Source organism: uncultured Exiguobacterium sp. (genome assembly GCF_964277885.1).
GTDB lineage: Bacteria > Bacillota > Bacilli > Exiguobacteriales > Exiguobacteriaceae > Exiguobacterium_A.
Genome location: NZ_CAXYJR010000002.1, coordinates 30650 through 53449 on the forward strand (window position 1 = coordinate 30650; position 22800 = coordinate 53449).

General features: G+C 49.0%; 20 protein-coding genes and 1 riboswitch. Of the genes, 18 read left to right on the plus strand and 2 right to left on the minus strand.

Going from position 1 to position 22800, the window contains the following annotated elements:
- The first annotated feature begins 99 nt into the window (after positions 1 to 99).
- Positions 100 to 1032: a glutaminase A gene (glsA, locus tag ACHWTJ_RS00380; RefSeq protein WP_023467099.1), complete on the plus strand. Its 933-nt coding sequence runs from the start codon at positions 100 to 102 to the stop codon at positions 1030 to 1032.
- On the opposite strand, the gene ACHWTJ_RS00385 is transcribed toward glsA, so the two are convergent.
- On the minus strand, positions 1023 to 1811 hold the full coding sequence (locus tag ACHWTJ_RS00385; RefSeq protein WP_294743458.1) for a CHAD domain-containing protein: 789 nt from the start codon (positions 1809 to 1811) through the stop codon (positions 1023 to 1025). The two genes, glsA and ACHWTJ_RS00385, sit on opposite strands and share 10 nt — an antisense overlap.
- A 92-nt stretch (positions 1812 to 1903) precedes the next feature.
- Here ACHWTJ_RS00385 and ACHWTJ_RS00390 point away from each other — a divergent pair, with 92 nt between their 5' ends.
- From ACHWTJ_RS00390 to ACHWTJ_RS00410, 5 genes are all read left to right on the plus strand, one after another.
- The gene (locus tag ACHWTJ_RS00390) at positions 1904 to 3259 is read left to right on the plus strand and encodes an MATE family efflux transporter (RefSeq protein WP_394678925.1); all 1356 of its coding nucleotides are present in this window, start codon (positions 1904 to 1906) and stop codon (positions 3257 to 3259) included.
- Positions 3256 to 5814, plus strand: coding sequence for a bifunctional lysylphosphatidylglycerol flippase/synthetase MprF (mprF, locus tag ACHWTJ_RS00395; protein ID WP_394678926.1), 2559 nt, complete (start codon positions 3256 to 3258; stop codon positions 5812 to 5814). The genes ACHWTJ_RS00390 and mprF overlap by 4 nt, the downstream gene beginning before the upstream one ends.
- Before the next feature lie 184 nt (positions 5815 to 5998).
- Positions 5999 to 7156: an N-acetylglucosamine-6-phosphate deacetylase gene (gene nagA, locus ACHWTJ_RS00400; protein ID WP_294743464.1), complete on the plus strand. Its 1158-nt coding sequence runs from the start codon at positions 5999 to 6001 to the stop codon at positions 7154 to 7156.
- Complete coding sequence (nagB, locus tag ACHWTJ_RS00405; protein ID WP_294743466.1) at positions 7153 to 7914, plus strand: glucosamine-6-phosphate deaminase; 762 nt, start codon at positions 7153 to 7155, stop codon at positions 7912 to 7914. Before nagA ends, nagB begins: the two co-directional genes overlap by 4 nt.
- Before the next feature lie 323 nt (positions 7915 to 8237).
- Complete coding sequence (locus ACHWTJ_RS00410) at positions 8238 to 9344, plus strand: LCP family protein (protein WP_394678927.1); 1107 nt, start codon at positions 8238 to 8240, stop codon at positions 9342 to 9344.
- 51 nt (positions 9345 to 9395) lie between these two features.
- Here the strand turns inward: ACHWTJ_RS00410 and phnF are convergent, their stop codons facing one another.
- A complete protein-coding gene (gene phnF / locus ACHWTJ_RS00415; RefSeq protein WP_294743470.1) occupies positions 9396 to 10130 on the minus strand; it encodes a phosphonate metabolism transcriptional regulator PhnF in 735 nt (244 codons plus the stop codon).
- Positions 10131 to 10258: 128 nt separating this feature from the next.
- On the opposite strand from phnF, the gene ACHWTJ_RS00420 reads away from it, so the two are divergent.
- The 12 genes from ACHWTJ_RS00420 (at position 10259) to lysA (ending at position 22768) form a co-directional block, all read left to right on the plus strand.
- Positions 10259 to 11407: an alanyl-tRNA editing protein gene (locus ACHWTJ_RS00420; RefSeq protein WP_394678928.1), complete on the plus strand. Its 1149-nt coding sequence runs from the start codon at positions 10259 to 10261 to the stop codon at positions 11405 to 11407.
- Positions 11404 to 11832, plus strand: coding sequence for a GNAT family N-acetyltransferase (locus ACHWTJ_RS00425; RefSeq protein WP_023467111.1), 429 nt, complete (start codon positions 11404 to 11406; stop codon positions 11830 to 11832). Before ACHWTJ_RS00420 ends, ACHWTJ_RS00425 begins: the two co-directional genes overlap by 4 nt.
- 118 nt (positions 11833 to 11950) lie before the next feature.
- The gene (locus ACHWTJ_RS00430) at positions 11951 to 13156 is read left to right on the plus strand and encodes an argininosuccinate synthase (RefSeq protein WP_294747952.1); all 1206 of its coding nucleotides are present in this window, start codon (positions 11951 to 11953) and stop codon (positions 13154 to 13156) included.
- Entirely contained in the window at positions 13153 to 14523 is a 1371-nt protein-coding gene (argH, locus tag ACHWTJ_RS00435; protein ID WP_294749454.1) for an argininosuccinate lyase, read from the plus strand. The genes ACHWTJ_RS00430 and argH overlap by 4 nt, the downstream gene beginning before the upstream one ends.
- A gap of 70 nt (positions 14524 to 14593) precedes the next feature.
- Positions 14594 to 14771, plus strand: a riboswitch (Lysine riboswitch).
- A gap of 112 nt (positions 14772 to 14883) precedes the next feature.
- Entirely contained in the window at positions 14884 to 16083 is a 1200-nt protein-coding gene (locus tag ACHWTJ_RS00440; RefSeq protein ID WP_087682092.1) for an aspartate kinase, read from the plus strand.
- 13 nt (positions 16084 to 16096) lie between these two features.
- Complete coding sequence (locus ACHWTJ_RS00445; protein ID WP_394678929.1) at positions 16097 to 17089, plus strand: aspartate-semialdehyde dehydrogenase; 993 nt, start codon at positions 16097 to 16099, stop codon at positions 17087 to 17089.
- 17 nt (positions 17090 to 17106) lie between these two features.
- Complete coding sequence (gene dapA / locus ACHWTJ_RS00450; protein ID WP_195865855.1) at positions 17107 to 17988, plus strand: 4-hydroxy-tetrahydrodipicolinate synthase; 882 nt, start codon at positions 17107 to 17109, stop codon at positions 17986 to 17988.
- Positions 17985 to 18731, plus strand: coding sequence for a 4-hydroxy-tetrahydrodipicolinate reductase (gene dapB, locus ACHWTJ_RS00455; RefSeq protein WP_394678930.1), 747 nt, complete (start codon positions 17985 to 17987; stop codon positions 18729 to 18731). Before dapA ends, dapB begins: the two co-directional genes overlap by 4 nt.
- Entirely contained in the window at positions 18718 to 19425 is a 708-nt protein-coding gene (gene dapD, locus ACHWTJ_RS00460; protein ID WP_214729138.1) for a 2,3,4,5-tetrahydropyridine-2,6-dicarboxylate N-acetyltransferase, read from the plus strand. The genes dapB and dapD overlap by 14 nt, the downstream gene beginning before the upstream one ends.
- Positions 19426 to 19450: 25 nt before the next feature.
- Positions 19451 to 20383, plus strand: coding sequence for a branched-chain amino acid transaminase (locus ACHWTJ_RS00465; RefSeq protein ID WP_023467124.1), 933 nt, complete (start codon positions 19451 to 19453; stop codon positions 20381 to 20383).
- Positions 20380 to 21438: an alanine racemase gene (alr, locus tag ACHWTJ_RS00470; RefSeq protein WP_294747964.1), complete on the plus strand. Its 1059-nt coding sequence runs from the start codon at positions 20380 to 20382 to the stop codon at positions 21436 to 21438. The genes ACHWTJ_RS00465 and alr overlap by 4 nt, the downstream gene beginning before the upstream one ends.
- Positions 21439 to 21451: 13 nt before the next feature.
- Positions 21452 to 22768, plus strand: a complete 1317-nt coding sequence (gene lysA, locus ACHWTJ_RS00475) for a diaminopimelate decarboxylase (RefSeq protein ID WP_394678931.1) — start codon at positions 21452 to 21454, stop codon at positions 22766 to 22768.
- Positions 22769 to 22800 lie beyond the last annotated feature (32 nt).

Genomic DNA, 22800 nt, shown 5'->3' on the forward strand with positions numbered 1-22800 from the left:
GGCTGAAACGAGTCGACTCCTTTTAGTGTTTACAGAAGAACCATATCCGCATCCGCCAGATGCGTGATAAGCTAGAAAAAAAGAGAAAGAGGGAACGCCATGAATGTTACACAAGCCCAACTCGAGGAGTTGATTGAGGAGTGCCGTCCGTATACGGTGCTTGGACAAGTCGCCAGTTACATCCCAGAGCTTGCGAAGGTTGATCCGACACAACTTGGTATCGCCGTCTGTAATGCCGACGGGACGTTCGTTTCGGCAGGTGATGCGGACACGATGTTTACATTACAGAGTGTTTCGAAAATCATCACACTGGCATTCGTCCTCGAGACATTCGGAGAAGATTATGTCTTTTCGAAAGTCGGGATGGAACCGACGGGTGATGCGTTCAATTCAATCGCGAAACTTGAAGAGACGATTCCGACAAAACCGCTCAATCCGATGATCAATGCAGGAGCGCTAGCCGTGACGAGCATGTTGCCGGGAACGGATGCTGCGGATAAATTACTTCAATTGCGTCAATTCATCGCAAAACTATTGGATATTGAAGTGGAAATGGTAAAATATGACGCAGATGTCGCTGAATCAGAATTCGAAACGACGGATTTGAATCGAGCGTTGCTCTATTTCATGCGTTATCACGGCGTCATCGAAGGCAATGTTGAAGAGATCATCGACGTTTACACGAAACAATGTGCGATTTTGACGAACTGTAAAGGACTTGCCATGATGGGGAAAATTTTAAGTACATCTGGTAAGACTCCATCCGGACGTCAAGTCATCTCGCGTCGCAACGCACGAATCATCCGAGCGATCATGACGACATGCGGCATGTACGATGCATCCGGAGAGTTTTCTGTCCAAGTCGGACTTCCTGGAAAAAGTGGTGTTTCCGGTGCGGTCGTCGCCTGTGGCAGAAGTGATTTCGATATGGCTGATCTTGGAATCGGTGTGTTTGGTCCTTCTCTTGATGCGAAAGGCAATTCAATCGCGGGGACAAAGATGCTCGAACTACTTGTTCAACGTCACCCGTGAGCAATCTCGACTTGATCAAGAGCGGTACGCAGTTCATCCTCTAAGCGTTTGATCTGACGCAAACGCTCTTCTTGATAAGCAGTCGGAACCTCGAATGACCGCCATCTTTCCAATCGCTGATACGTGTCATTGATCCGTCCGAGTTGCGTCTGGGTTGTTTTTAGACGATCGACAGCGGACTTCGGTTGATTCGTATAGGGACGCAGGTACTCGACCGTGTAGCGGTACGCTTTCGTCGCAAGCCGCAATTCATGCATCCGTTCGATACGTTTCGGACCATCCTTGTGTTGTACTTTATCAAATTGTTCACGTTTTTTCTCATAGCGTTTCTCTGCGGCATGAATCAGCTCTTTTTCTGACATTCGCTTGAGGCGTTTTGTCATCGGGCTGGCTAAAAATCGACGAACAGATCGATCTAGCTCATTTGAGATTAAGAGATGCATCGTCTCGATCAAGGTCGAACGTTTCCCTTGAAGTTGCAGGGCGACATGGTTCGCGAACAACTGATCGATTTCCGTTTTTTTCGAAGTCGCTTCGAGCTGTACGTCGAGATCACGCACTTCACCGAAGGCATGCATCAGACGCTTCCAAATCAAGTAGACGGGTTCCTCCGTCAAATCGACCAATCGAGCGAACGTAATCAGTTTCCGTAAGCGAATCCGGGCTTGATGGACGTCTTCCGGATTTTCGAACGTTTGCGCTTCCTTCGCATAATGATTGAAGGTAGACCATGTCTCGAGCAGTTCAAAGGTCAACTTTTCAGTATCTCGATGGTTCATGAGATGAATCCCTCCTTGGATCGATTTCGTAAGAGTGTAAGAATGATACGTTTTAAAATTAAGGAGGACTCCTCCTGAAATGTGGTGGAAATATGTTAGAAACAATTACGTTCTCAGGAAAGATGAAACAATTCATGAAAATCTTCTTTCCCATTCTCGTAACGCAAGTCGCGTTTTATTTAATCAGTTTTTTTGATACGGTCATGGCCGGTCGTTATGGGTCAGCTGATTTAGCGGGAGTCGGGGTCGGAGCGAGTCTCTGGGCGCCTGTTTATACAGGGCTGACCGGCATTCTACTTGCCGTCGCACCACTTGTTTCCCAAGCGATGGGAGCGAAACGCGAGCGGGAAGTCAAACGAATCGTCATGCAGGCATTGTACGTCGCTGTCGTGATCATCGGTTTGACAGTTGTCATCGGACTCCTCGCCGTCAATCCGATTCTCGAACGGATGGAGTTATCGGTGGAAGCGCGTGAAGTCGCGCGGAATTATCTCGTGATGCTAGCGCTCGGAATCGTACCGATGTTCGTGTTCTTCGTCTTACGAACACTCGTCGATTCATTAGGTAAATCGAACATCACGATGGTCTTACTACTAATCTCTTTACCCATTAACGTCCTTTTCAATTATCTATTCATCTTCGGAAACTTCGGTTTTCCGGAACTCGGTGGTGTCGGCGCGGGAGTCGCGACCGCGATCACGTACTGGATTCTTTGTCTAGCGATCATCGCTGTCGTCTTTAAAGGAGAATTGTTCCAACGTCTTGGCATTCTTCGTCGTTTTTACCGTCCGGACATGAAACGGATTAAGGAATTGATTCTACTCGGTGCACCGATCGGTCTCGCGATTTTTTCAGAAGTCAGTATTTTTTCAGCCGTCACTTTGTTGCTTGGAGCATATGGCGATGTCATCATCGGTGCCTATCAAGCTGCGATCAACTTCGCTTCTTTCGTCTATATGATTCCGTTATCCGCTGCGTCCGCATTGACGATCACAGTCGGTTTCGAGGTCGGAGCCAAACGGATCAAGGATGCGGTTCAGTATGTCGGCATCGGATTGACGATGTGTGTCGCGGTTTCCGTGTTTTCCGGTATTCTCTTGTACTTAAAGAATGAAGAACTCGCGGCGTTATATAGTCGAGACCCGCAAGTCATCGAAGCAGCCGCACATTTCATGATTCTCGCGATTTTTTTCCAATTGTCGGATGCCGTTGCGGCACCAACGCAAGGTGCATTACGTGGATTCAAGGACGTCAACGTCACTTTCTTGTTGACGATCGCAGCCTACTGGGTCATCGGACTACCATTAGGTTTTTATCTTGAACGCTACACAGCGCTTGGACCAGATGGATACTGGTGGGGATTGATCATCGGTCTTGCGGTCGGAGCGACGCTATTGCTTGTTCGTCTAATGTACTTAATCCGTAAATCAAGGAGGCTGGCATCTTGAAATTCTCAAAACAACGCATCATGACGATTGCGAAGATCATCTTGCCGATCGTCCTGATCGGATTCATTTTTTATCAAGGACAAAATGAATTGCGCAGCTTGTCCCTGAAGGAGTCGATTCAAGCAATCCGCCAAGTACCGTCTTGGCAGTTCATTCTGTTGATTCTTTCAGGTCTTTTAGCAGTCTCGACGATGTTCTTTTACGACTTCTTCTTGTTGCGCTCGCTAGAAGCAAAAGCACCAGTCGGACTGATTTTTCGAGCGTCCTGGATTGCGAACTCCTTTAACGGCATCATCGGTTTTGGTGGTCTCGCAGGGATGGCCATCCGGTCCGCCCTGTATCGACCATTCGTCGAAGGTGGACGTCTGTTGAAAGCGATCGGTTGGATGGCACCGACACTGATTAGTGGTCTGTCAATCTTATCGACGTTATCTCTCTTACACATCTTCCCAGCGTTTGAAGTGCTTGAAATGAAGAAATGGTTGTGGCCCGTCATCATCGGAGTCGCCTTATTCTTCCCACTTTATCTGTTGTTCTCGTTTCGACGGGGTAACAGCAGTATTCATCCGAAATCGATTGCCTTATACTCTGTCGTATCGTTGGCGGAGTGGTTCAGTGCCGGTGTCGTCGTTTATCTTATTTTGGCGGCACTCGGAACGGATGTCAGTTTTGCGAAAGTCATCGGGGTCTTCATCATCGCTGCGACAGCCGGATTGATTTCGATGGTACCCGGCGGATTCGGTTCGTTCGACTTAGTCTTTTTGATCGGTATGCAACGTGCCGGAGTTGAGGAAGGTATCGTCTTGACGGGATTATTGATTTATCGTCTCGTCTACTACTTGATTCCATTTTTGATTGGTGTCGTCTTCTCAGCTCGAGAGTTCAGCGGTCCAGTCGTCAAGATGATTGAGGATAAACCAATCGTTGGTCCGTCAGTGGAGGTCGGAGGCGTCATTTGGCGCCTGCAATTGCGATTCCTCAGTAAAATTCGCCATTTCACCTTAGCGTTGATCACGCTTGTCGCAGGTATCACGATTTGGGGGCTGGCGATTTTACCGCCTGTCTCCACGCAGTATGAGTATCTGGAATCGAAATTGCCTCATGAAGCGTTGTTGCTCGCGAACAGTTTCTTCTTGATGGGCGGATTATTATTTGTCCTCCTATCGACGGCGCTCTATCGTCGAACGAAACGGTCGTTATATATGATGTATGGCGCATCATTCTTCGCGTTGGTCGGTATGGCACTTCGTGGATTTAACTTGATTTCGTTCCTTGCCGTCGTGGTCGTCCTCGCGTTGTTATTGATGTCTCGTAACGCGTTTCATCGGGAGCGAACACTGATTACGACGTCGCGTTTCATCCGGGTCGCGTTCGTTGGTCTGTTGTACATTGGCGGGTTCATCTTTTTCGGATACGCTTTTTATGCACTCGGATCGGCAGATGGAACAGAAGTGTATCCATCACACGAGATTTTCATGTTTGCCGCGAGTTCATCCATCTTTGCGCTCGTGTATGGATTAGTTTTCATACGCCTATTCAACTCCTTTAATCAACCAGTGCTCGGTGAGCGCTTCGATGCTGAAAAAATCGAAACGGTATTGCGTGAACAGGGTGGAAATTATTTGAGCCATTTGGCGTTTCTTGGAGATAAACGTTTCTTCTTTTCCGAAACAGGTCGTTCGTTCATCCAATTCAGTCAGACTGGTAATCGGATCATGATGCTCGGTGATCCAAGTGGAGATCCAAAGGAGCATTCACAAGTCATTGCTTCGTTCCTGCGCCGTGTCGAAGATCTCGGGTACATTCCGAACATCTATCAAATTCAAGCGCAAAACATGTCGTTGTATCATGATTTTGGATTCAACTTCTTTAAACTGGGTGAAGAGGCGATCGTCGATATTCCGTCTTTCACCGTATCAGGAAAAAAACGGGCTGGACTTCGCTCGATTAAAAATCGCTTTGAACGAGAAGGAATGACATTTGAAGTGGTCGAGCCACCTTTTTCGGATGCATTGTTAGCAGAACTGCAAGAGGTCTCGGATGAATGGTTAGGTGGTAAGTCTGAAAAAGGATTCTCACTCGGTTACTTCCACGAGCCCTATTTAAACCGGGCGCCAATCGGCATCATGCGTGAAACGGAAGGGCGGTTGATCGGGTTCATGACATTCATGCCCGCTTACCAAGATGGGGTCCTATCGATTGACCTGATGCGTTTTCGACCAGATGGACCAAATGGAATCATGGATGCGATGTTCATCCGACTGTTCGAGTATGCGAAAGATGAAGGCTACCGGACATTCAACATGGGAATGGCGCCGCTTTCGTCCGTCGGAGAGGACGAGACATCCTTCTGGCAAGAACGTGTGGCAGCAGATGTCTTCAATAATATTCGTTACATGTATAGTTTCACCGGTCTACGACGATACAAAGAAAAGTATGATCCAAAATGGGAAGGACGATACCTTGCTTACCGGAAGCGTCAATCGTTACCGATGGCGATTCTAAAAGCAACGCGTCTGATTTCTCGAAAAAAAGATCGAATTTTATTACCATGATCGATTGACGCATGAAGACGACAGTCGACGGGTATACAAAGGGCGACCACTTGTCTTTATACAAGTGAAGTCGTCCTTTTATATATCAAGATGAAATGTACAAAGGTCTATACAACTAGAATTAATAGCGTTATACTAAATACGGAAGCAAGTCATGGGACGGACAGAGAAAGGATGACGACAGATGACAGTAATCATCAATGCCCGGATTTATACGGGAGAGCAGACGATCGAGGATGGATTCATTCGTTACGGTCGAACGATCGAGGCGATTGGTTTGATGTCGGAATTTAAAACGATCGCAGGAGAAGAGACGATCGATGCGCATCATCAATCGCTCATCCCTGGAATGATCGATGTACACATTCATGGAGGATATGATGTCGATGTCATGGATGGGGATGCGAATAGTCTTCGTGACTTCAGTCGTCAGATGTTACAAGAAGGCGTGACATCCTTCTTAGCGACGACGATCACCCAAGATTGGGCAAACATCACACGAGCGCTCGAGACGGTGCGAACAGTCGTTGAGGAAAAGGATACGACGATTGTCGGTGTTCATCTCGAAGGGCCGTTCATCAACCCGGATTATGCGGGTGCGCAACCGCACGAACATATCGTTGAACCGGATGTCGAACAGTTCCTAAAATGGCAAGAAGCAGCTGGCAATACGATCAAACTCGTGACCTATGCTCCAGAACGCCCGGGAGCGCGTGCGTTCGAAGAGGCAGTGCGATTAACGGGTGCGATTCCGTCTGCCGGACATACGGACGCGACGTATGCTCAAAACCAAGCGGGTCATGTCACGCATGGTACCCATCTTTACAATCAAATGCGCGCGCTGCATCATCGGGAGCCGGGAACGGTCGGGTACTGTCTCCTGACGCCGGAAGTCTATGCCGAGATCATTCCGGACGGGATTCATAGTGCACCGGAAATGGTCGACTTCGCCTACCGGATGAAGGGCGCTGATCGATTGATTGTTATCACGGATGCGATGCGCGCGAAAGGGCTAGAAGACGGAGAATATGAATTAGGGGGGCAGGCTGTATTCGTTCGAGACGGTGCGGCACGTCTTAAGAACGGCAGTTTAGCCGGAAGTGTCCTGACGATGGACGCTGCTTTACGAAACATCATCGCCTTTACAGGGTGTACGCTCGAAGAAGCCGTCCGCATGACATCGGTCAATGCGGCAAGAGAGCTTCAATTGACACAAAAGGGAAGTCTCTCGGTCGGTAAGGATGCGGATATCGTGTTGCTCGACGAGGGATTACGCATTCAAGAAACGATTCATCGTGGTACGCGATACCGGATCACGAACGGAAAGGAGTCTACCTCATGAAATGGATGATCGTAGAAAAAGGAGAAGAATTAGCACAGGTGGCCTATCAATTTTTAAAACAAGAAATTGAGCGTCATCCGGAAGGGTTGACAGTAGGACTTGCAACGGGCAGTTCACCAGTCGGCGTTTATGAAGAATGGCGAAAGGACTCGCTCGACTGCCGACATGTAACGACGGTCAATCTAGACGAATATGTCGGCCTCAGCCCAGAGCATCCACAAAGTTATCATACGTTCATGCAAGAACACTTGTTTAATGACGTACGCTTCAAGGAGTCTTTCGTACCAGTCGGGAATACGGAAAATCCGGTTAAAGAAAGTGAACGATATGAAGCGCTCGTCCGTAATCGAGGAATCGATATCCAATTGCTCGGAATCGGAGCGAATGGACATATCGCCTTCAATGAACCAGGTACACCGTTCGACGCTAAGACACACGTGACGGAATTGACGGAATCGACACGAGAAGCGAATCAACGCTTCTTTGATCGATTGGAGGAAGTGCCGACGAAAGCAATCACAATGGGAATCGGTACGATCATGGAGGCAAAAAAAATCTTGCTCGTCGCTTCAAGCGAACGAAAGGCAGAAGCCGTTCGCGATATGATGGAAGGCATCGCGACGACGGATTGTCCGGCGACCGTACTCAAACGTCATGCTGATGTCATGGTGATCTTGGATGAAGAAGCGGCTTCTTTATTGTCAGATGACGCTAAACGTACAGGTAGGGCTGCCTATCTGAATTTCATGAAAGTATGACGGAGAAACACGAGTGAATCAAAAGGTACAGAGCCAATCGATGGATGGGCTCTGTACCTTTTTGGTGGTTCTTAAAAGCAGTGAACGAAGCCCGGTCTCATGCGATTTTATATTTTAAGGTAAAGTAGATGGAAGGAATATTGAAAGAAGAGATACGGATAGCATCCGTTCTGATGAGAAACAAGATAAAGGATGTACGGATTATTTATAAAGTTATTTCGTACGTTTCCTTTAATCGAATCGTAAATTGACATTTCATTAAATGTCCGGATAATGGAGATTAGCGAACTTTACGGAAAATTTACATGAAAATGAGGGTTTACATGATGGAAACGCGATCCGCACGAAAGAGACAACCAAGTGCTGGCAAGATGTTCTTAAAGATCATCGCTGCACTCATCCTGCTTGTCACAGTCATTGGTTCTGGTTATGCCGGAGCTGTTTTTATCAAGACACAAGAAACACTGGCTAGAACACAAATTAAGATTCCTGGCTCAAAAGTCAGCTCTAAATATGATGACGTACCGTCCGAATCGTTCTTGATTCTTGGGACGGACGAAACGAAAAAAAGCAAGGAACGACATGAACCGGCTCGTTCAGATGTCATGATCGTTGGAATCTTGAACAAAAAGACGGAACAATTAGTGTTGACGAGTATTCCACGTGATTCACTCGTGAACATCGATTATTCGAAGTATGACATCCCGTACGGTAAGACGGGTGTTGAACAAGATAAAATCACGCATGCCCATTATTTCGGTTCGATGGATAAATCGAATTCGTATAACGGTATTAAATTAGCAAAAGAAACCACACAACACCTGCTCGGCATTCAAATCGATCACGTCGTCAAGGTCAACTTTCAAGGATTCGTTCAATTGATTGATGCATTAAATGGTGTGGACATCGATGTGCGCTATGCATTTAAAGAACAGGATTCCAAACGAAAAGCGGGTACCGTTACTGTTGATAAAGGGATGCAACATTTGTCTGGTGAACAAGCACTGGCTTATGTCCGGAATCGTCATGATGATCCGCTCGGTGATATCGGTCGCGGTCAAAAACAGATGCAAGTCATTCAAGCAGTCGCGAAGGAAGCAGCAAGTTTCCGTTCGCTTGGTGCATATCGTGATATTTTAGATGCGGTCGGAGACAACGTCGAAACGGATTTAGGACCGAATGATTATACCCGTTTAGCGGATTTCACGGCAGCATTACGTAATACAACAGAGTATCAGCTTGCTGGAGAAGGATATATCGGCGTCAGTGGAAAATGGGAGTATCACCTCGATCCGGCTCAGTTGGAACAAGTAAAGAGTAATTTAGCCAAAGCGATGCAAGGACAGGAAGTTGAACCGATCAAAGATGAAACGACTCCTGCACAAAGTACGACAGAAGAGTCGATTACCAATACAGAAACTCAACAATAAGCGTTGAAAAATCCCCTTATGTCGTCATTATACGACGACATAAGGGGATTTTTAGCGTTGTCGTTCCATTTCGACGGTGAAGGTATAGCGGTCTCCCCGGTAAGCGGAGATGACGTATTCAAACGGTTGTTCCGTCGCAAGATACGTCAGTTGCTCGACGGATAGGACGGGCGAAGCGGTCGACAAACCAAGGTGACCCGCTTCCTCCTTCGTCGCGAGACGTGATTCAAATGTCTGACTCGCACGTCCGAGGTTCAATCCGCTCGCTTCAGCGAATGCATAGAGCGATGCGGTCGCGACGTCTTGATCGAGTCCGGGTAGGAGTTGTTCCGGGATGTAGACGGTCTCAAGGGCAAGCGCTTGCTCATCAGCAATACGTAAGCGTTTCATTTCATATACCGATGCCCCTTCGCGAATCCGGAGCTTGTTGGCAATCGTCATCGAGGCATCAATGATTTGATAGGAGAGAAGCGCACTCGTCGGTTCTAAGCCTAAGTGCTCCATTTCTTCCGAGAAACTCGTCAAGCCAGACAGTTGCATGACGATTTTTTTATTCGCGACGAATGTTCCACGTCCTTTTTGACGAATCAAGTAACCGGCGTTGACCAAGTTTGAAATGGCTTGGCGGACCGTCATTCGGCTGATTTGATGCGCTTCCGCAAATTCGCGCTCGGACGGAATCAGATCGCCAGGTTGAAGAACACCGCTTTCGATTTGTTGTTTTAAGGCAGCTTCGATTTGATAGTAGATGGGGAGTGGTGAATTTTTATTGATATGCTGAATCACGGCATTTCGTCCCTTCGCGATCGGTAGTCTTTCGTCTAGTGTACTAGGAAAAAGGCAAGCCGACAAACGATTCTGGATGAAATATGGCATAATACAGAGTGAAACTGACAGAGAAAGGTGGTCGAGGCATGCGCCCCGAACAAATAGAATCCGATGTCCGAACCTTTCAGACATCCATTCGCGCAACAAAACAAGTAGATGGTTATTGGGTCGCTTTAGAGAAAAGCTACTTCTATCCAGAGAGCGGTGGACAGCCAGCGGATTGTGGAACATTGAACGACCAACCAGTCCTTGATGTTCAAATCGAAGATGGTGTTGTCTGGCACCAACTGGCGACGCCGCTCACAGGTGACGTCACCGGGATCGTGGATGACGCAGTCCGAATCGATCATGCGGCGCAGCATACGGCACAACACGTCATCTCTGCGATCCTACAAGATGAATCAAATATCAAGACACTCAGTTTTCGGACGGGGAGTGAGGTCTCGACGCTTGATATCGAGACACCTGAATGGACAGCTGTTCAACAAGAGCAGTTGGATCGACGATTACGACAGGTGATTGAACAAGGATTGCCGATCACGGCGACTGAATATGACGAGGCGGAAGCGCTACGCTTACCATTACGAAAAACACCGCAAGTCGAAGGACGGATTCGTGTCGTTCAAATCGGCACACTCGACTACAGTGCTTGTGGTGGAACGCATCTCGATTCGACGGCACAGCTCGAGTTAATTCTTTTTACTGGAGTCGAACGAATTCGTGGGAACATTCGTCTTTCTTATGTCGCAAAAGAACGAGCACATCAACTTCTACAGGCAGAACGTCATGCCTTGCGGGAAGCAGCGCAAGCTTTATCAGTTAAACCAGTTCAAATTCCAGAAGCAATTCAAGCGGTACAGGACGATCAGAAGCGCTTAACGAAACAGGTCGAACAAGCTCAAGGGCAACTCGCCGCTCTTACACTCGCTCACGCTTTGGAACAACAAGAAGGGCTTCTTGTGTTTGAACATCTGGAGGAAGAGATCAAGGTTTCCGAACAACTCGCGAAAGCGATTCAAGAAGCGGGACGCATTGGTGTCGTCTGGAATGCGACGGTGAACAAGTTACTGATGAGCAGTCCAGGTGAACCGCATCTCGGGAAGTTTGCCAAAGCGCATGTCCAAGCATTCAATGGGCGTGGCGGTGGAAGTGCGATCCAGGCACAAGCACAATTTACGAATCGGGATGATGCGATGGCATATGTCGATCGATTACGGGAGGAATATCAGTTATGACAGTCATTCAAGTACGTACAGCAGAACAACATCAAGCCGTCCGGATGATCCGGGAGCGTGTCTTCGTCGAGGAACAAGGCGTGCCGCGTCATCTTGAATACGATACACATGATGAAACAGCGATTCATCTGCTTGTCCTCGATGAACAGAGCCGACCGGTCGCGACGGGACGCACCCGTCCATATGACGACCAACGGATGAAGGTGGAACGTGTCGCGACGCTAGCGACAGCACGAGGAAAAGGATACGGTGGCGAGTTGATGCAAGCGATGGAACGAGTCGCACGTCGCGAAGGGAAGCAATTGCTGACGCTCGGTGCACAAGTCCAAGCAATTCCGTTTTATCAAGGACTCGGGTATACGATCGTCTCCGATGAATTCGACGATGCGGGCATCCCGCACCGAACGATGGAGAAGAAAATGTAAGTCTTTTTGAAAGAAATCCTGCAAAAAGGGTTTCTTTTTTTTGTTTTCTATGTATATATATAATTCATAATGAATTTTTATACAGAAAGATGAATTAAAAACCAGGAGGGAATTATACATGTCGAAACAAAAATTGATCTTAGCGTACTCTGGAGGACTCGATACATCAGTAGCCATCAAATGGTTGAGCAAGGACTATGACGTCATTGCCTTATGCATGGATGTCGGAGAAGGTAAAGATTTATCCGTCATTAAAGAAAAAGCACTCCTCGTCGGTGCGATCGAATCGATCGTCCTCGATGTCAAAGAAGAATTCGCACAAGACTTCGTCTTGCCAGCACTTCAATATGGTGCCCACTACGAAAATGCCTATCCGTTGATTTCAGCGCTTTCGCGTCCGTTAATCGCAGAAAAGCTCGTCGAAGTCGCGCATCAGCACGGTGCGACGGCTGTCGCTCACGGATGTACCGGAAAAGGGAATGACCAAGTCCGGTTCGAAGTTTCGGTCGCAGCACTTGATCCATCACTCGAAGTCATCGCACCGGTCCGGGAATGGAAATGGTCACGGGAAGAAGAAATCGCTTATGCAAAAGAAAACAACGTGCCGATCCCGATCAACCTCGACAGCCCATACTCAATCGACATGAACCTTTGGGGACGGAGTAACGAATGTGGCGTCCTAGAAAACCCTTGGACAGAGCCACCGCAAGACGCTTACGCGTTGACAGTAGCGCCAGAAGACGCTCCGGATCAGGCAGAAGAAGTCATCATCGGCTTTGAAGCAGGTGTTCCGGTCTCGATCAACGGAACGACGTATTCACTGGCGAAACTGATCACGGAACTGAACATCATCGCTGGAGCACATGGTGTCGGACGGATTGATCACGTCGAGAACCGTCTCGTCGGTATCAAATCACGGGAAGTCTATGAGTGCCCAGGTGCAACGGTTCTACTCAAAGCGCACGCCGCACTCGAGACGATTACATTGACGAAGGACGTCGCACATTTCAAACCACTGCTCAGTAAACAATACGCAGAAACAATCTATAACGGTCTCTTCCACGCACCATTGACGAAAGGCTTGAAAGCATTCTTGACGGCGACACAACAGGACGTCACAGGAGAAGTTCGCGTTAAACTGTTCAAAGGAAATGCAACCGTGACAGGTCGTCAGTCTGCAGTCTCACTCTATGATGAGAAACTTGCGACGTACACGAAAGAAGACGCGTTCGATCATGAAGCAGCAAAAGGCTTCATCAAATTACACGGACTTGCCGTTTCGACGCATGCGAGCGTACATCGTCAGGCGGGTGTCACGAAATGACCAAACTCTGGGGTGGACGTTTTACGGAAAGTGCTTCCGCTCAAGCGGAAGCCTTCGGAGCATCGATCACGTTCGATCAAAAATTAGCGAGCGTCGATTTAAAAGGCAGTCTCGCACACGCGCAGATGCTATTTGAGCAAGGAATCCTCGCTCAAGACGAGTGGACACAAATCGAGCAAGGACTGAAGCAACTGGAAACGACGTTAACAGACCATTCCTATACGTTAGCGGATGAGGACATTCATATGAACCTCGAGCGTTTGTTGACGGAACAGATCGGTCCGGTTGCAGGAAAACTGCATACGGCACGAAGTCGAAACGACCAAGTCGCAACCGATTTACATCTATGGATGGAACAACATGTCGAAGCGTTGACGACAGCATTACGCGAGCTCCAATCGGTCATCACGGAACAAGCGGAGCAACATATCGAGACAGTCATGCCAGGTTATACGCATTTGCAACGGGCACAACCGATCTCCCTTGCGCATCACTTGCTCGCTTATTTCTGGATGTTCGAACGTGATGTCGAACGGTTGACGGATAATCAAAAACGGATCCGAAAATCACCACTCGGAGCGGGGGCGCTCGCGGGGACGACATTCCCGATCGACCGTTTCCGGTCTGCTGAGTTGCTCGGTTTTGAGTCGGTTTATCCAAACAGTCTTGATGCTGTCTCGGACCGCGATTTCGTCATCGAATACCTCGGGATCGCCTCGACCGTCATGATGCATCTCTCGCGTTTTTGTGAGGAAATCATCATCTGGGCGTCGCAAGAATTCAGCTTCATCGAGTTATCCGATGCCTTCTCGACAGGATCGAGCATGATGCCACAAAAGAAAAATCCTGATTTCGCTGAGTTGATTCGTGGAAAAACGGGGCGCGTCTACGGTAACCTGATGGGCTTCTTGACGACGATGAAGGCATTACCACTCGCTTACAATAAAGACATGCAAGAGGATAAGGAAGGGGTCTTTGATACAGCCGACACCGTTCTCCAATCCGTTCAAATCTTCACCGGAATGATTGAATCCGCGACGTTTAAGACCGAAGCGCTCAAGAAGGCGACAATGCAAGACTTCTCGAATGCAACGGAACTCGCCGACTACCTTGTGACGAAAGGCATACCATTCCGGGAAGCACACGAAATCGTCGGGAAAGCCGTCCTCTACTGTGTGCAAACCGGTTGTTTCCTGAAGGACTTGAGTCTCGAAACGTATCAAACGTTCCATCCAGACATCACGGAAGACGTCTACCCGCTCCTCGATCCGGTTCAAGCAGTGGCACGCCGGACAAGCTACGGCGGTACAGGGTTTGCTGCCGTTTCGAAGCAACTCGAACTCGCGAAACAGCATCTTGCGAATTGATGGATTTTGAAAAAAATCAGTCAAATGACTGGATTTAACAAAAGATGTCTGCTATAACTGTAACTAACAACCGACAGATAGAGGCGCGGATGACATGAGTAGCATCATTCTTGAAGGCAAGCATGCTGAATGATGTGAAAGGGGAAGTCCGCCGAAGTGAACGAGAAGATGCTTCTTCTCATTTGCTGGTACAACGGTTAAGATCCGTTGTACTGCCGAAACCGATGTTTCGGAGCGCTATCTTACGTAAAAGAACGAATGACTTTGTCTTCGTTTGTCCGATCGTGATAACGACGGGCCGTAGGAACGCTCCTACCGGCCCGTCGTTTTTTTCTGTATCGGGACAAAGGAGATAGGATTGTGACAACTGTACTTAAATTTGGTGGAAGCTCGGTTGCGACTGTCGAACAGATTCAGTCTATTGCGAATTATTTGAAGAGTCGCGCAGCCGAAGGTGAAAAACTTGTCGTCGTCGTTTCAGCGATGGGCAAGATGACAGATTCTTTGATTGCTCAGGCGCAAGCCATCACGGATCGCCCCGAGCGCCGAGAACTCGATCGTCTGCTTGCCATCGGAGAAGAACAGACGATTTCATTACTCAGCATCGCCCTCAACTCACTCGGCGTCAAAGCGTTATCGCAAACAGGCGCACAAGCGGGAATCAGTACGATGGGATTGCATACGAAAAGTAAGATCAAACAGATTGATGGAGATCTATTACGACAAAAACTCGAAACGTACGATGTCGTCATCGTCGCCGGATTCCAAGGTGTCAACGAACTCGGTGATGTCACGACGCTCGGACGGGGTGGATCGGATACAACGGCTGTTGCCCTTGCGGCAGTCCTTGATAAACGGTGTGAAATCTACACGGATGTCGACGGTGTCTATACGGCTGATCCACGAATCCATGCTGCTGCTCAACCGATTCCGCACATCTCATATGATGAGATGATGGAGATGAGCGCCCTCGGGTCGAAGGTCATGGAAATGCGGAGTGTCGAACTAGGAAAAAAATACGGCGTACACATCTTCGTCGGGAAAACACTTGAATCGAAAAGGGGAACATGGATCATGGAAGCGACGGAAACAATGGAACAAAAAGCGGTCACGAGTGTCAGTGTGACGAAGAACGTCTTGACGGTATCAATCAAACACGTACCGCAAACGAACGCAGCGGTAGCCGATATCTTCGAACTCTTATCGAACCGCCACGTCAACATCGACATGATCAGTCAAACGACGTTCGACAGTGACATCTTCTTATCGTTCTCCTGTCCACTCGATGAGGAAGAGTTCCTCGATGAAGCATTGAAAGACATCATGGATCGCTTCACGACAGTCAAGGTCGACCGCCACAATCAGCATGCGAAGTTATCTGTCGTCGGAATCGGGATGCGGGATGCAACAGGTGTTGCTTCGAAATTGTTCGCAATCTTCCGAGCGGAGAATATCCCGTTCTATCAAGTCACGACATCAGAAATCAGCATCTCGTACACGATTGCACAAGCAGACATTGAACGGACGGTTGCAGCGATTGCAAACGCGTTCGAGTTATAAGGAGGAAAACAGCATGTATCATGTAGCCGTCATCGGAGCAACCGGCGCCGTCGGTCAAAAAATGTTACAAGTACTTGCAGAACTGGACTTCCCGGTCAGCCGCCTGTCCGCTTACGCTTCTGCTCGTTCAGCAGGGAACACGGTGCAGTTCAAGGGAGAAGATATTACGATCCAAGCGCTGACGCCAAACATCACGGAAGACGGGATCGATGTCGCGTTGTTCGCAGCAGGCGGAACGATCAGTGAGCAATATGCCCCGTTACTAGCTGAAAATGGAACACTCGTCGTTGATAATTCAAGTGCCTTCCGGATGCAGGAGACGATTCCACTCGTCGTGCCAGAAGTCAATCCGCAAGCGATTCAAGCGACAGACCGCTTGATCGCAAATCCGAACTGTTCGACGATTCAATCCGTCGTCGCTTTATCACCGCTCCAGTCACTCGGATTCGAACGGATCAACTATACGACGTATCAGGCCGTATCCGGTTCCGGTCAAAAAGGAATCGAGGATCTGGCACGCGGGGCACGCGGAGAAGAGCCCGTCAATTATCCGCATCCGATTCACGATAACATCTTGCCGCATATCGATGTGTTCCTTGAGAACGGCTATACGAAAGAAGAGCAGAAGATGATTGATGAAACACGGAAAATTTTCAATCTTCCAGCATTACCAGTCAGTGCGACATGTGTACGGGTTCCAGTCACGAATTCTCACTCGGTTGCAATCAACGTCACGTTTACGCAACCGACGACGGTTGAAGCGATCCGTGAAGCACTGGAAAACGCACCGGGCGTCGTCCTCATCGATGATGTCGCGAATACACGTTATCCGATGCCACTTGACGCAAGCGGGACGGACGACGTCTACGTCGGTCGGATTCGTCAAGATGATAGTCTCGCGAACACATTCCATCTCTGGTGTGTAGCCGACAACATTCGAAAAGGTGCCGCGTCAAACGCCGTACAAGTCGCACGCCAAGCGATCGAACAGTCGATTCATTCATAAAAAAGGAGGAGTTCTTCATGTTCAAAGGAGCAGGTACAGCGCTCGTCACACCATTTAATGAAGCAGGCGAGTTGGATCTACACGTATTCGAACGCTTGATCGAGCAACAACTCGCAGCAGGGATTCAGGCACTTGTCGTCGGAGGGACGACAGGAGAAGGTTCGACACTGACAAACACGGAATTTGAACAACTCTTGACGACTGCCGTTCAAGTCACGGCAGGACGAGTACCCGTCATTGCCGGAACGGGTTCGAACAACACGGCAGTAACAATCGAGAAGACGTTACTCGCAGAACGCCTTGGTGCGGACGCAGCGATGCTCGTCACACCGTACTACAATAAAACATCGCAAGCGGGTCTCGTCGCACATTTCACGGCGGTCGCTGATGCAACCGAATTACCAATCATGCTGTACAACGTTCCATCGCGGACAGGCGTTGCGATCGCAGTCGAAACCGCAGTGACGTTAGCACGTCATCCACGCATCCAAGCGTTTAAGGAGGCGAGTGGAGACGTCAGCTTCATGGGTGAACTGATGGCGGCGATTCCGGAAGATTTCGCGGTCTTCTGTGGAAATGATGATCAAATCCTGCCGTACATGGCATGGGGGGCACAAGGCGTCATCTCAGTTCTTTCGAACCCGTACCCAGCAGAGACACAAGCACTTGCTGAGGCGTTACTCGCGCAAGATCTCGTCACGGCTCGTCGGATTCAGGCAGACTTGTTACCGGTCATCGGTGCCTTGTTCAGTGACGTTAATCCGATTCCAGTCAAAGCATCGCTTGAAGAACTTGGCTTTGCTGTCGGTGCGCCGCGCTTGCCGCTCGTCCGTCAATCGGAAGCGGGACATGCCCACTTACTCGAAACGATGCGGGCTTACAAAGGAGTGGTTCGATGAAACTCGCGTTACACGGTTATGGGGCGACAGGACAATACGTCGTCGAACTCGCACCACAAAGTGTCGTGGCGATCGTTGACCGGACGAAGTCATCCGATACGATCGCTTCATATGCCGAGCTAACAGAGATGGCAGAGACGGTCGATGCAATCATCGACTTCTCGCATCCGAGTTTGTTACCGGATCTGCTCGCATATGGGCTGGCGACAAAAACACCACTCGTCATCGCGACGACTGGTTTTTCAGAGACGGAACTGGCATCGATCAAGGACGCCGCAAAAGAAATTCCAATCTTCCAGTCGTACAACATGTCGTACGGCATCGCGATGGTGCAGCAACTGCTGAAGACACTCGTACCACTAGCAGGAGCGTATGACATCGAATTGCTCGAGAAACATCACAACCAAAAAGTCGATGCGCCAAGCGGAACGGCGGAGTTGTTATTGCAAACGATTCAGACGGCACGTGACGTCACACCGGTATATGACCGGTCACAGACGCGACAAAAGCGAGAGACGAACGAGATCGGGATGCACGCGATGCGCGGTGGAACGATCTTCGGAGAACACGAAGTCTTATTCGCAGGTGTCGACGAATTGATTGAAATCAAACATACGGCGTTATCGAAAAAAGTATTTGCTTCTGGTGCGATCAAAGCAGCTGAAGCACTCATTCAAAAAACAGCGGGACTCTATACATTAGAGACGCTCTACACACAGGAGGATTCACATGTTACTCACTGATGCTTACGAAATTGCTAAATTCATTAAAGATGCTAAAAAACAAACACCGGTAAAACTTTACGTCAACGGCGATTTGGCGGGCTTGACGATCGAAGGCGCAACAGCGTTCGGATCAGATGAATCAAAGATTTTCTTCGCGGATGCAGGACTTGCGGCTACTTTCTTAGAAAAGTATTCAAATCGCATCACGGATGTTCACGTGGAGTATGACCGTCGCAACAGTGCGGTACCAATGCTTGATACACGTCACTTGAATGCGCGCATCGAGCCAGGTTCATGGATTCGTGATCATGTCGTCATCGGTGATAACGCGGTCGTCATGATGGGTGCGATCATCAATATCGGTGCATCAATCGGAGATGGTACAATGATTGATATGAACGCTGTCGTCGGTGCACGTGGGACGATCGGGAAAAACGTTCATGTCGGCGCAGGTGCCGTGGTCGCGGGTGTTCTCGAACCACCTTCAAAAACACCTGTTATCATTGAAGACGGTGTCTTGATTGGTGCGAATGCAGTCATCCTTGAAGGCGTGAAAGTCGGTAAAGATGCCGTCGTCGCTGCTGGTAGTGTCGTCACAGAAGACGTACCTGCTGGAAGCGTCGTTGCCGGAACACCTGCACGTGTCATCAAACAGAAAGATGCGAAAACAGAAGAGAAGACGCAATTGGTGGATGATTTACGTTCACTCTGATTGACGTCGAAGAGGAGGAAAACACATGGCAGTGGATACACAGTATGGAGAAGCAATTTGGTTAGATGGAGTCTTTCATGATCCGAAAGATGCGAACACAAGCGTCATGTCACATGCGATTCACTATGGTAGTGGATTCTTTGAAGGAATCCGTGCTTACGCGACACCGGACGGACCGGCGATTTTCCAATTGAAGGAACATATCGAACGTCTCTTCCGCAGTTGTGCGTATTATCATGTCACGATTCCGTATACGGTTGATGAACTCGTCCAAGCGACGATTGATCTCGTTGCGAAAAACGGATTCGAATCTTGTTATATCCGTCCATTCGTGTTCCTCGGTACGCCATGGCAAGCATTGATGGCGAAAGATACGACGGTTCATGTCGGTATCTCTTGCTGGGAGCTTGGAGAATACTTCGATAAAGGCGCTGGCATCCGTGCCAAAGTCGCATCATACCGCCGTGTCTCATCAACGATGATGCCGATGCAAGCGAAAGCGGCTGCGAACTATATGAACTCTCAACTTCTAAAAGGTGAAGCGATCCGTGATGGATTTGATGAAGCCATCGCACTCGACATGAACGGAAATGTTAGTGAAGCGAGTGTTGCGAACCTTTTCCTTCTTAAAAATGGAACGATTCATACACCGTCACTGGATTGTTCAGTACTCGACGGTATCACACGCCAAGTCATCATTCGTTTGGCACAAGATCAAGGCTATCCTGTTGTTGAACGTCACATCGGACGCGATGAGCTGTATGTCGCAGATGAGATCTTCTTAACAGGAACAGCTGCTGAAATCACGAGTGTCGGTGAAATCGATCATATCTCGATCAACGGCGGAACACGGAACGTCGCAGATGAGTTGCTCGATCTTTACCGTCAAGCCGTCACAGGTCAATTGCCGCAATATGCGGATTGGTTGACGTATGTGACACCTGCTGTCGCAGAATGACGACGCGTACACTCGTCACGATCGATCGGAAGGCGGTGCGACAGAACGTCGCATCGGTCTTCGCTCGGTCACGTAAACGTATTTTTGCCGTGGTCAAGAATAATGCGTATAACTTAGGTATGCTCGAGATGGTCGAGACGCTGATGGCATCTGATGTTCATCACTTTGCTGTCGCTGAGTTGTATGAAGCCATTGAAATCAAAACGAATTTTCCAGACAGTTATGTACTGGTGATGAATCCGACGGAGGATTTTGAAACAGCACGACGTTTCGGAATCGCACTCGGTGTCTCATCGCTAGAATGGCTCGCCCTACACAGTAAACAGCTGCAGGGAATCGAGTTACATTTGAAGATCAACGTCGGGATGAATCGTTTTGGTGTCAGTTCGCTTCAAGAGGCGGAAGCTGTCCTTGCGCTTGCGCAAGCAGATTCGCTTGATTTAACAGGTTTATATACACACTTTCCGCTTGCCGATGAACCGGATGCGGATCACGATGGACAAGTCGAACGTTTCGTCGCCATTGCCGATGTGTTACGAAAGCGCCATACGTTTATGTATATCCATTCGGAAAACAGTGCGACGATCGTCAAACACGATCCGCGTCTCGCATTTTGTAACTATGTCCGCCCGGGCATTTTCTTGTTCGGCTATTCACCGATTGAGAAGATGGACTGGCTCGTTCCTTCGCTACGGATGACGACGGAGATCGTTGAAATTCGCGAAATTGGACCGGGTGAGCATGTGGGATACGGGACGAACTTTACGAGTACAGAACCGATGCGGATTGCTATTTTACCCGTCGGCTATGGAGACGGTGTCGTCCGTGGGCGTGCCGCGCTGCCTGTTCACATCAAAGAAAAACCTTATCCGGTCATCAATAAATTATTCATGAGTCATACGTTCGTCGCTGTCGATGGGACGGTTGAGGTTGGAGACGAGGTCGTGCTATACGGGGATGGCGTTGAAATTGACGATATTACCCGGACAGGAGCAGCGAACAATTCAGAGCAGATGTGCGCCCGGTCGTGGCGTTTGACGCATCAGTATCTATAAGGAGGAACTTATTATGTATGGAAGTCAATACCTGACAGAAGAAAACAACACGTTGCACATCGATGGTGTCGCAGCGACCGATCTTGCAGCACAGTACGGAACACCATTGTACGTGATGGCAGAGCGGGAGCTGACGGATCGATTGGCGACCGTCCGGGAACACTTCCTTGATAAGTATCCGAACACGTATGCTTCCTTCGCTTCTAAAGCACTGACGGTCAGTGCCGTGTACGAACAAGTCGTGCGTCATGGTCTCGGAATCGATGTCGTTACGGGGGGAGAACTTTTCATCGCCCGCCAATCCGGCGTTCCGGCAGAACGGATCTATTTCCATGGTTCGAATAAATCGACGGCTGATCTTCAATATGCCGTCGAGGAAGGTGTCGGACGGATCGTCATCGATCACTTTGCCGAAATCGCACAACTGGAAGCGATCGCAGCGCAAGCTGGTCAAACGGTTCATGTCTTGATCCGGATCGTTCCACAAGTTATCGGGGGAGCGCATGCGAAAATCCAAACGGGTGGTGTCGATACGAAATTCGGTTTCTCAACGCATGCGTCAGATTACTTGGACGCAATCGAAGCAATTTTAGCATCGGAACATCTGTCGTTACTCGGCATCCATTGTCATGTCGGTTCACAAATCCAAGATCCGTCACTGTTCGAACAGACGGCTCGGACGATGATGGGCTTTGTCGAAACGATTCGTGCGCATCATGGCTTCACAGTCAGCGAAGTTAATGTTGGCGGTGGCTTCGGTATTGCCTATACACAGGACGATCAACCGCTTGATTTTGAAGCGACGATCGAACGCGTCATGGACGTGATCGAGACGGAAACGGAGCGACTCGGCATCGAACGTCCGCGAATCGGGATCGAGCCAGGGCGCTGGGTCGTCGCGAATGCAGGTACGACACTGTATACGGTTGGCGCAATCAAAGAAATCGAAGGCGTCCGCACATATCTTTCGGTCGATGGCGGAATGACGGATAACATTCGCCCAGCACTTTACGGTGCCGTCTATGAAACCGTCATTGCAAACCGGATGAGTGGTGAAACGACTGAAGTGACGGTCGTCGGGGCAGCTTGTGAATCAGGAGATCTCGTCGCTGAAAAAGCACAGTTGGTCACACCGAACGGTGGCGATACCCTTGCTGTCTTTGGGACGGGAGCATATAACTTCTCAATGGCAAGCAACTACAACCAATTCTTACGTCCGGCACTTGTCTTCGTCCGGAACGGGGAATCCCGTGAAGTCGTCCGTCGACAAACGTATGCGGATTTGATTCAGTGTGATCTTGGGATCAACGGTGTCCGATCAGAGTCGTAAGAGGTAAGGGGTCAAACTAGAGGATAAAAAAC

What these genes read in the sequence shown, in the direction of transcription:
- ACHWTJ_RS00385 (WP_294743458.1), bottom strand. Translation starts at nt 1,811, where the DNA reads ATGAACCATCGAGATACTGAAAAGTTGACCTTTGAACTGCTCGAGACA.
- ACHWTJ_RS00430 (WP_294747952.1), top strand. Translation starts at nt 11,951, where the DNA reads ATGTCGAAACAAAAATTGATCTTAGCGTACTCTGGAGGACTCGATACA.
- dapB (WP_394678930.1), top strand. Translation starts at nt 17,985, where the DNA reads ATGAAACTCGCGTTACACGGTTATGGGGCGACAGGACAATACGTCGTC.
- lysA (WP_394678931.1), top strand. Translation starts at nt 21,452, where the DNA reads ATGTATGGAAGTCAATACCTGACAGAAGAAAACAACACGTTGCACATC.
- ACHWTJ_RS00390 (WP_394678925.1), top strand. Translation starts at nt 1,904, where the DNA reads ATGTTAGAAACAATTACGTTCTCAGGAAAGATGAAACAATTCATGAAA.
- ACHWTJ_RS00425 (WP_023467111.1), top strand. Translation starts at nt 11,404, where the DNA reads ATGACAGTCATTCAAGTACGTACAGCAGAACAACATCAAGCCGTCCGG.
- dapD (WP_214729138.1), top strand. Translation starts at nt 18,718, where the DNA reads ATGTTACTCACTGATGCTTACGAAATTGCTAAATTCATTAAAGATGCT.
- nagA (WP_294743464.1), top strand. Translation starts at nt 5,999, where the DNA reads ATGACAGTAATCATCAATGCCCGGATTTATACGGGAGAGCAGACGATC.
- glsA (WP_023467099.1), top strand. Translation starts at nt 100, where the DNA reads ATGAATGTTACACAAGCCCAACTCGAGGAGTTGATTGAGGAGTGCCGT.
- dapA (WP_195865855.1), top strand. Translation starts at nt 17,107, where the DNA reads ATGTTCAAAGGAGCAGGTACAGCGCTCGTCACACCATTTAATGAAGCA.
- ACHWTJ_RS00420 (WP_394678928.1), top strand. Translation starts at nt 10,259, where the DNA reads ATGCGCCCCGAACAAATAGAATCCGATGTCCGAACCTTTCAGACATCC.
- argH (WP_294749454.1), top strand. Translation starts at nt 13,153, where the DNA reads ATGACCAAACTCTGGGGTGGACGTTTTACGGAAAGTGCTTCCGCTCAA.
- ACHWTJ_RS00410 (WP_394678927.1), top strand. Translation starts at nt 8,238, where the DNA reads ATGATGGAAACGCGATCCGCACGAAAGAGACAACCAAGTGCTGGCAAG.
- alr (WP_294747964.1), top strand. Translation starts at nt 20,380, where the DNA reads ATGACGACGCGTACACTCGTCACGATCGATCGGAAGGCGGTGCGACAG.
- ACHWTJ_RS00465 (WP_023467124.1), top strand. Translation starts at nt 19,451, where the DNA reads ATGGCAGTGGATACACAGTATGGAGAAGCAATTTGGTTAGATGGAGTC.
- ACHWTJ_RS00445 (WP_394678929.1), top strand. Translation starts at nt 16,097, where the DNA reads ATGTATCATGTAGCCGTCATCGGAGCAACCGGCGCCGTCGGTCAAAAA.
- nagB (WP_294743466.1), top strand. Translation starts at nt 7,153, where the DNA reads ATGAAATGGATGATCGTAGAAAAAGGAGAAGAATTAGCACAGGTGGCC.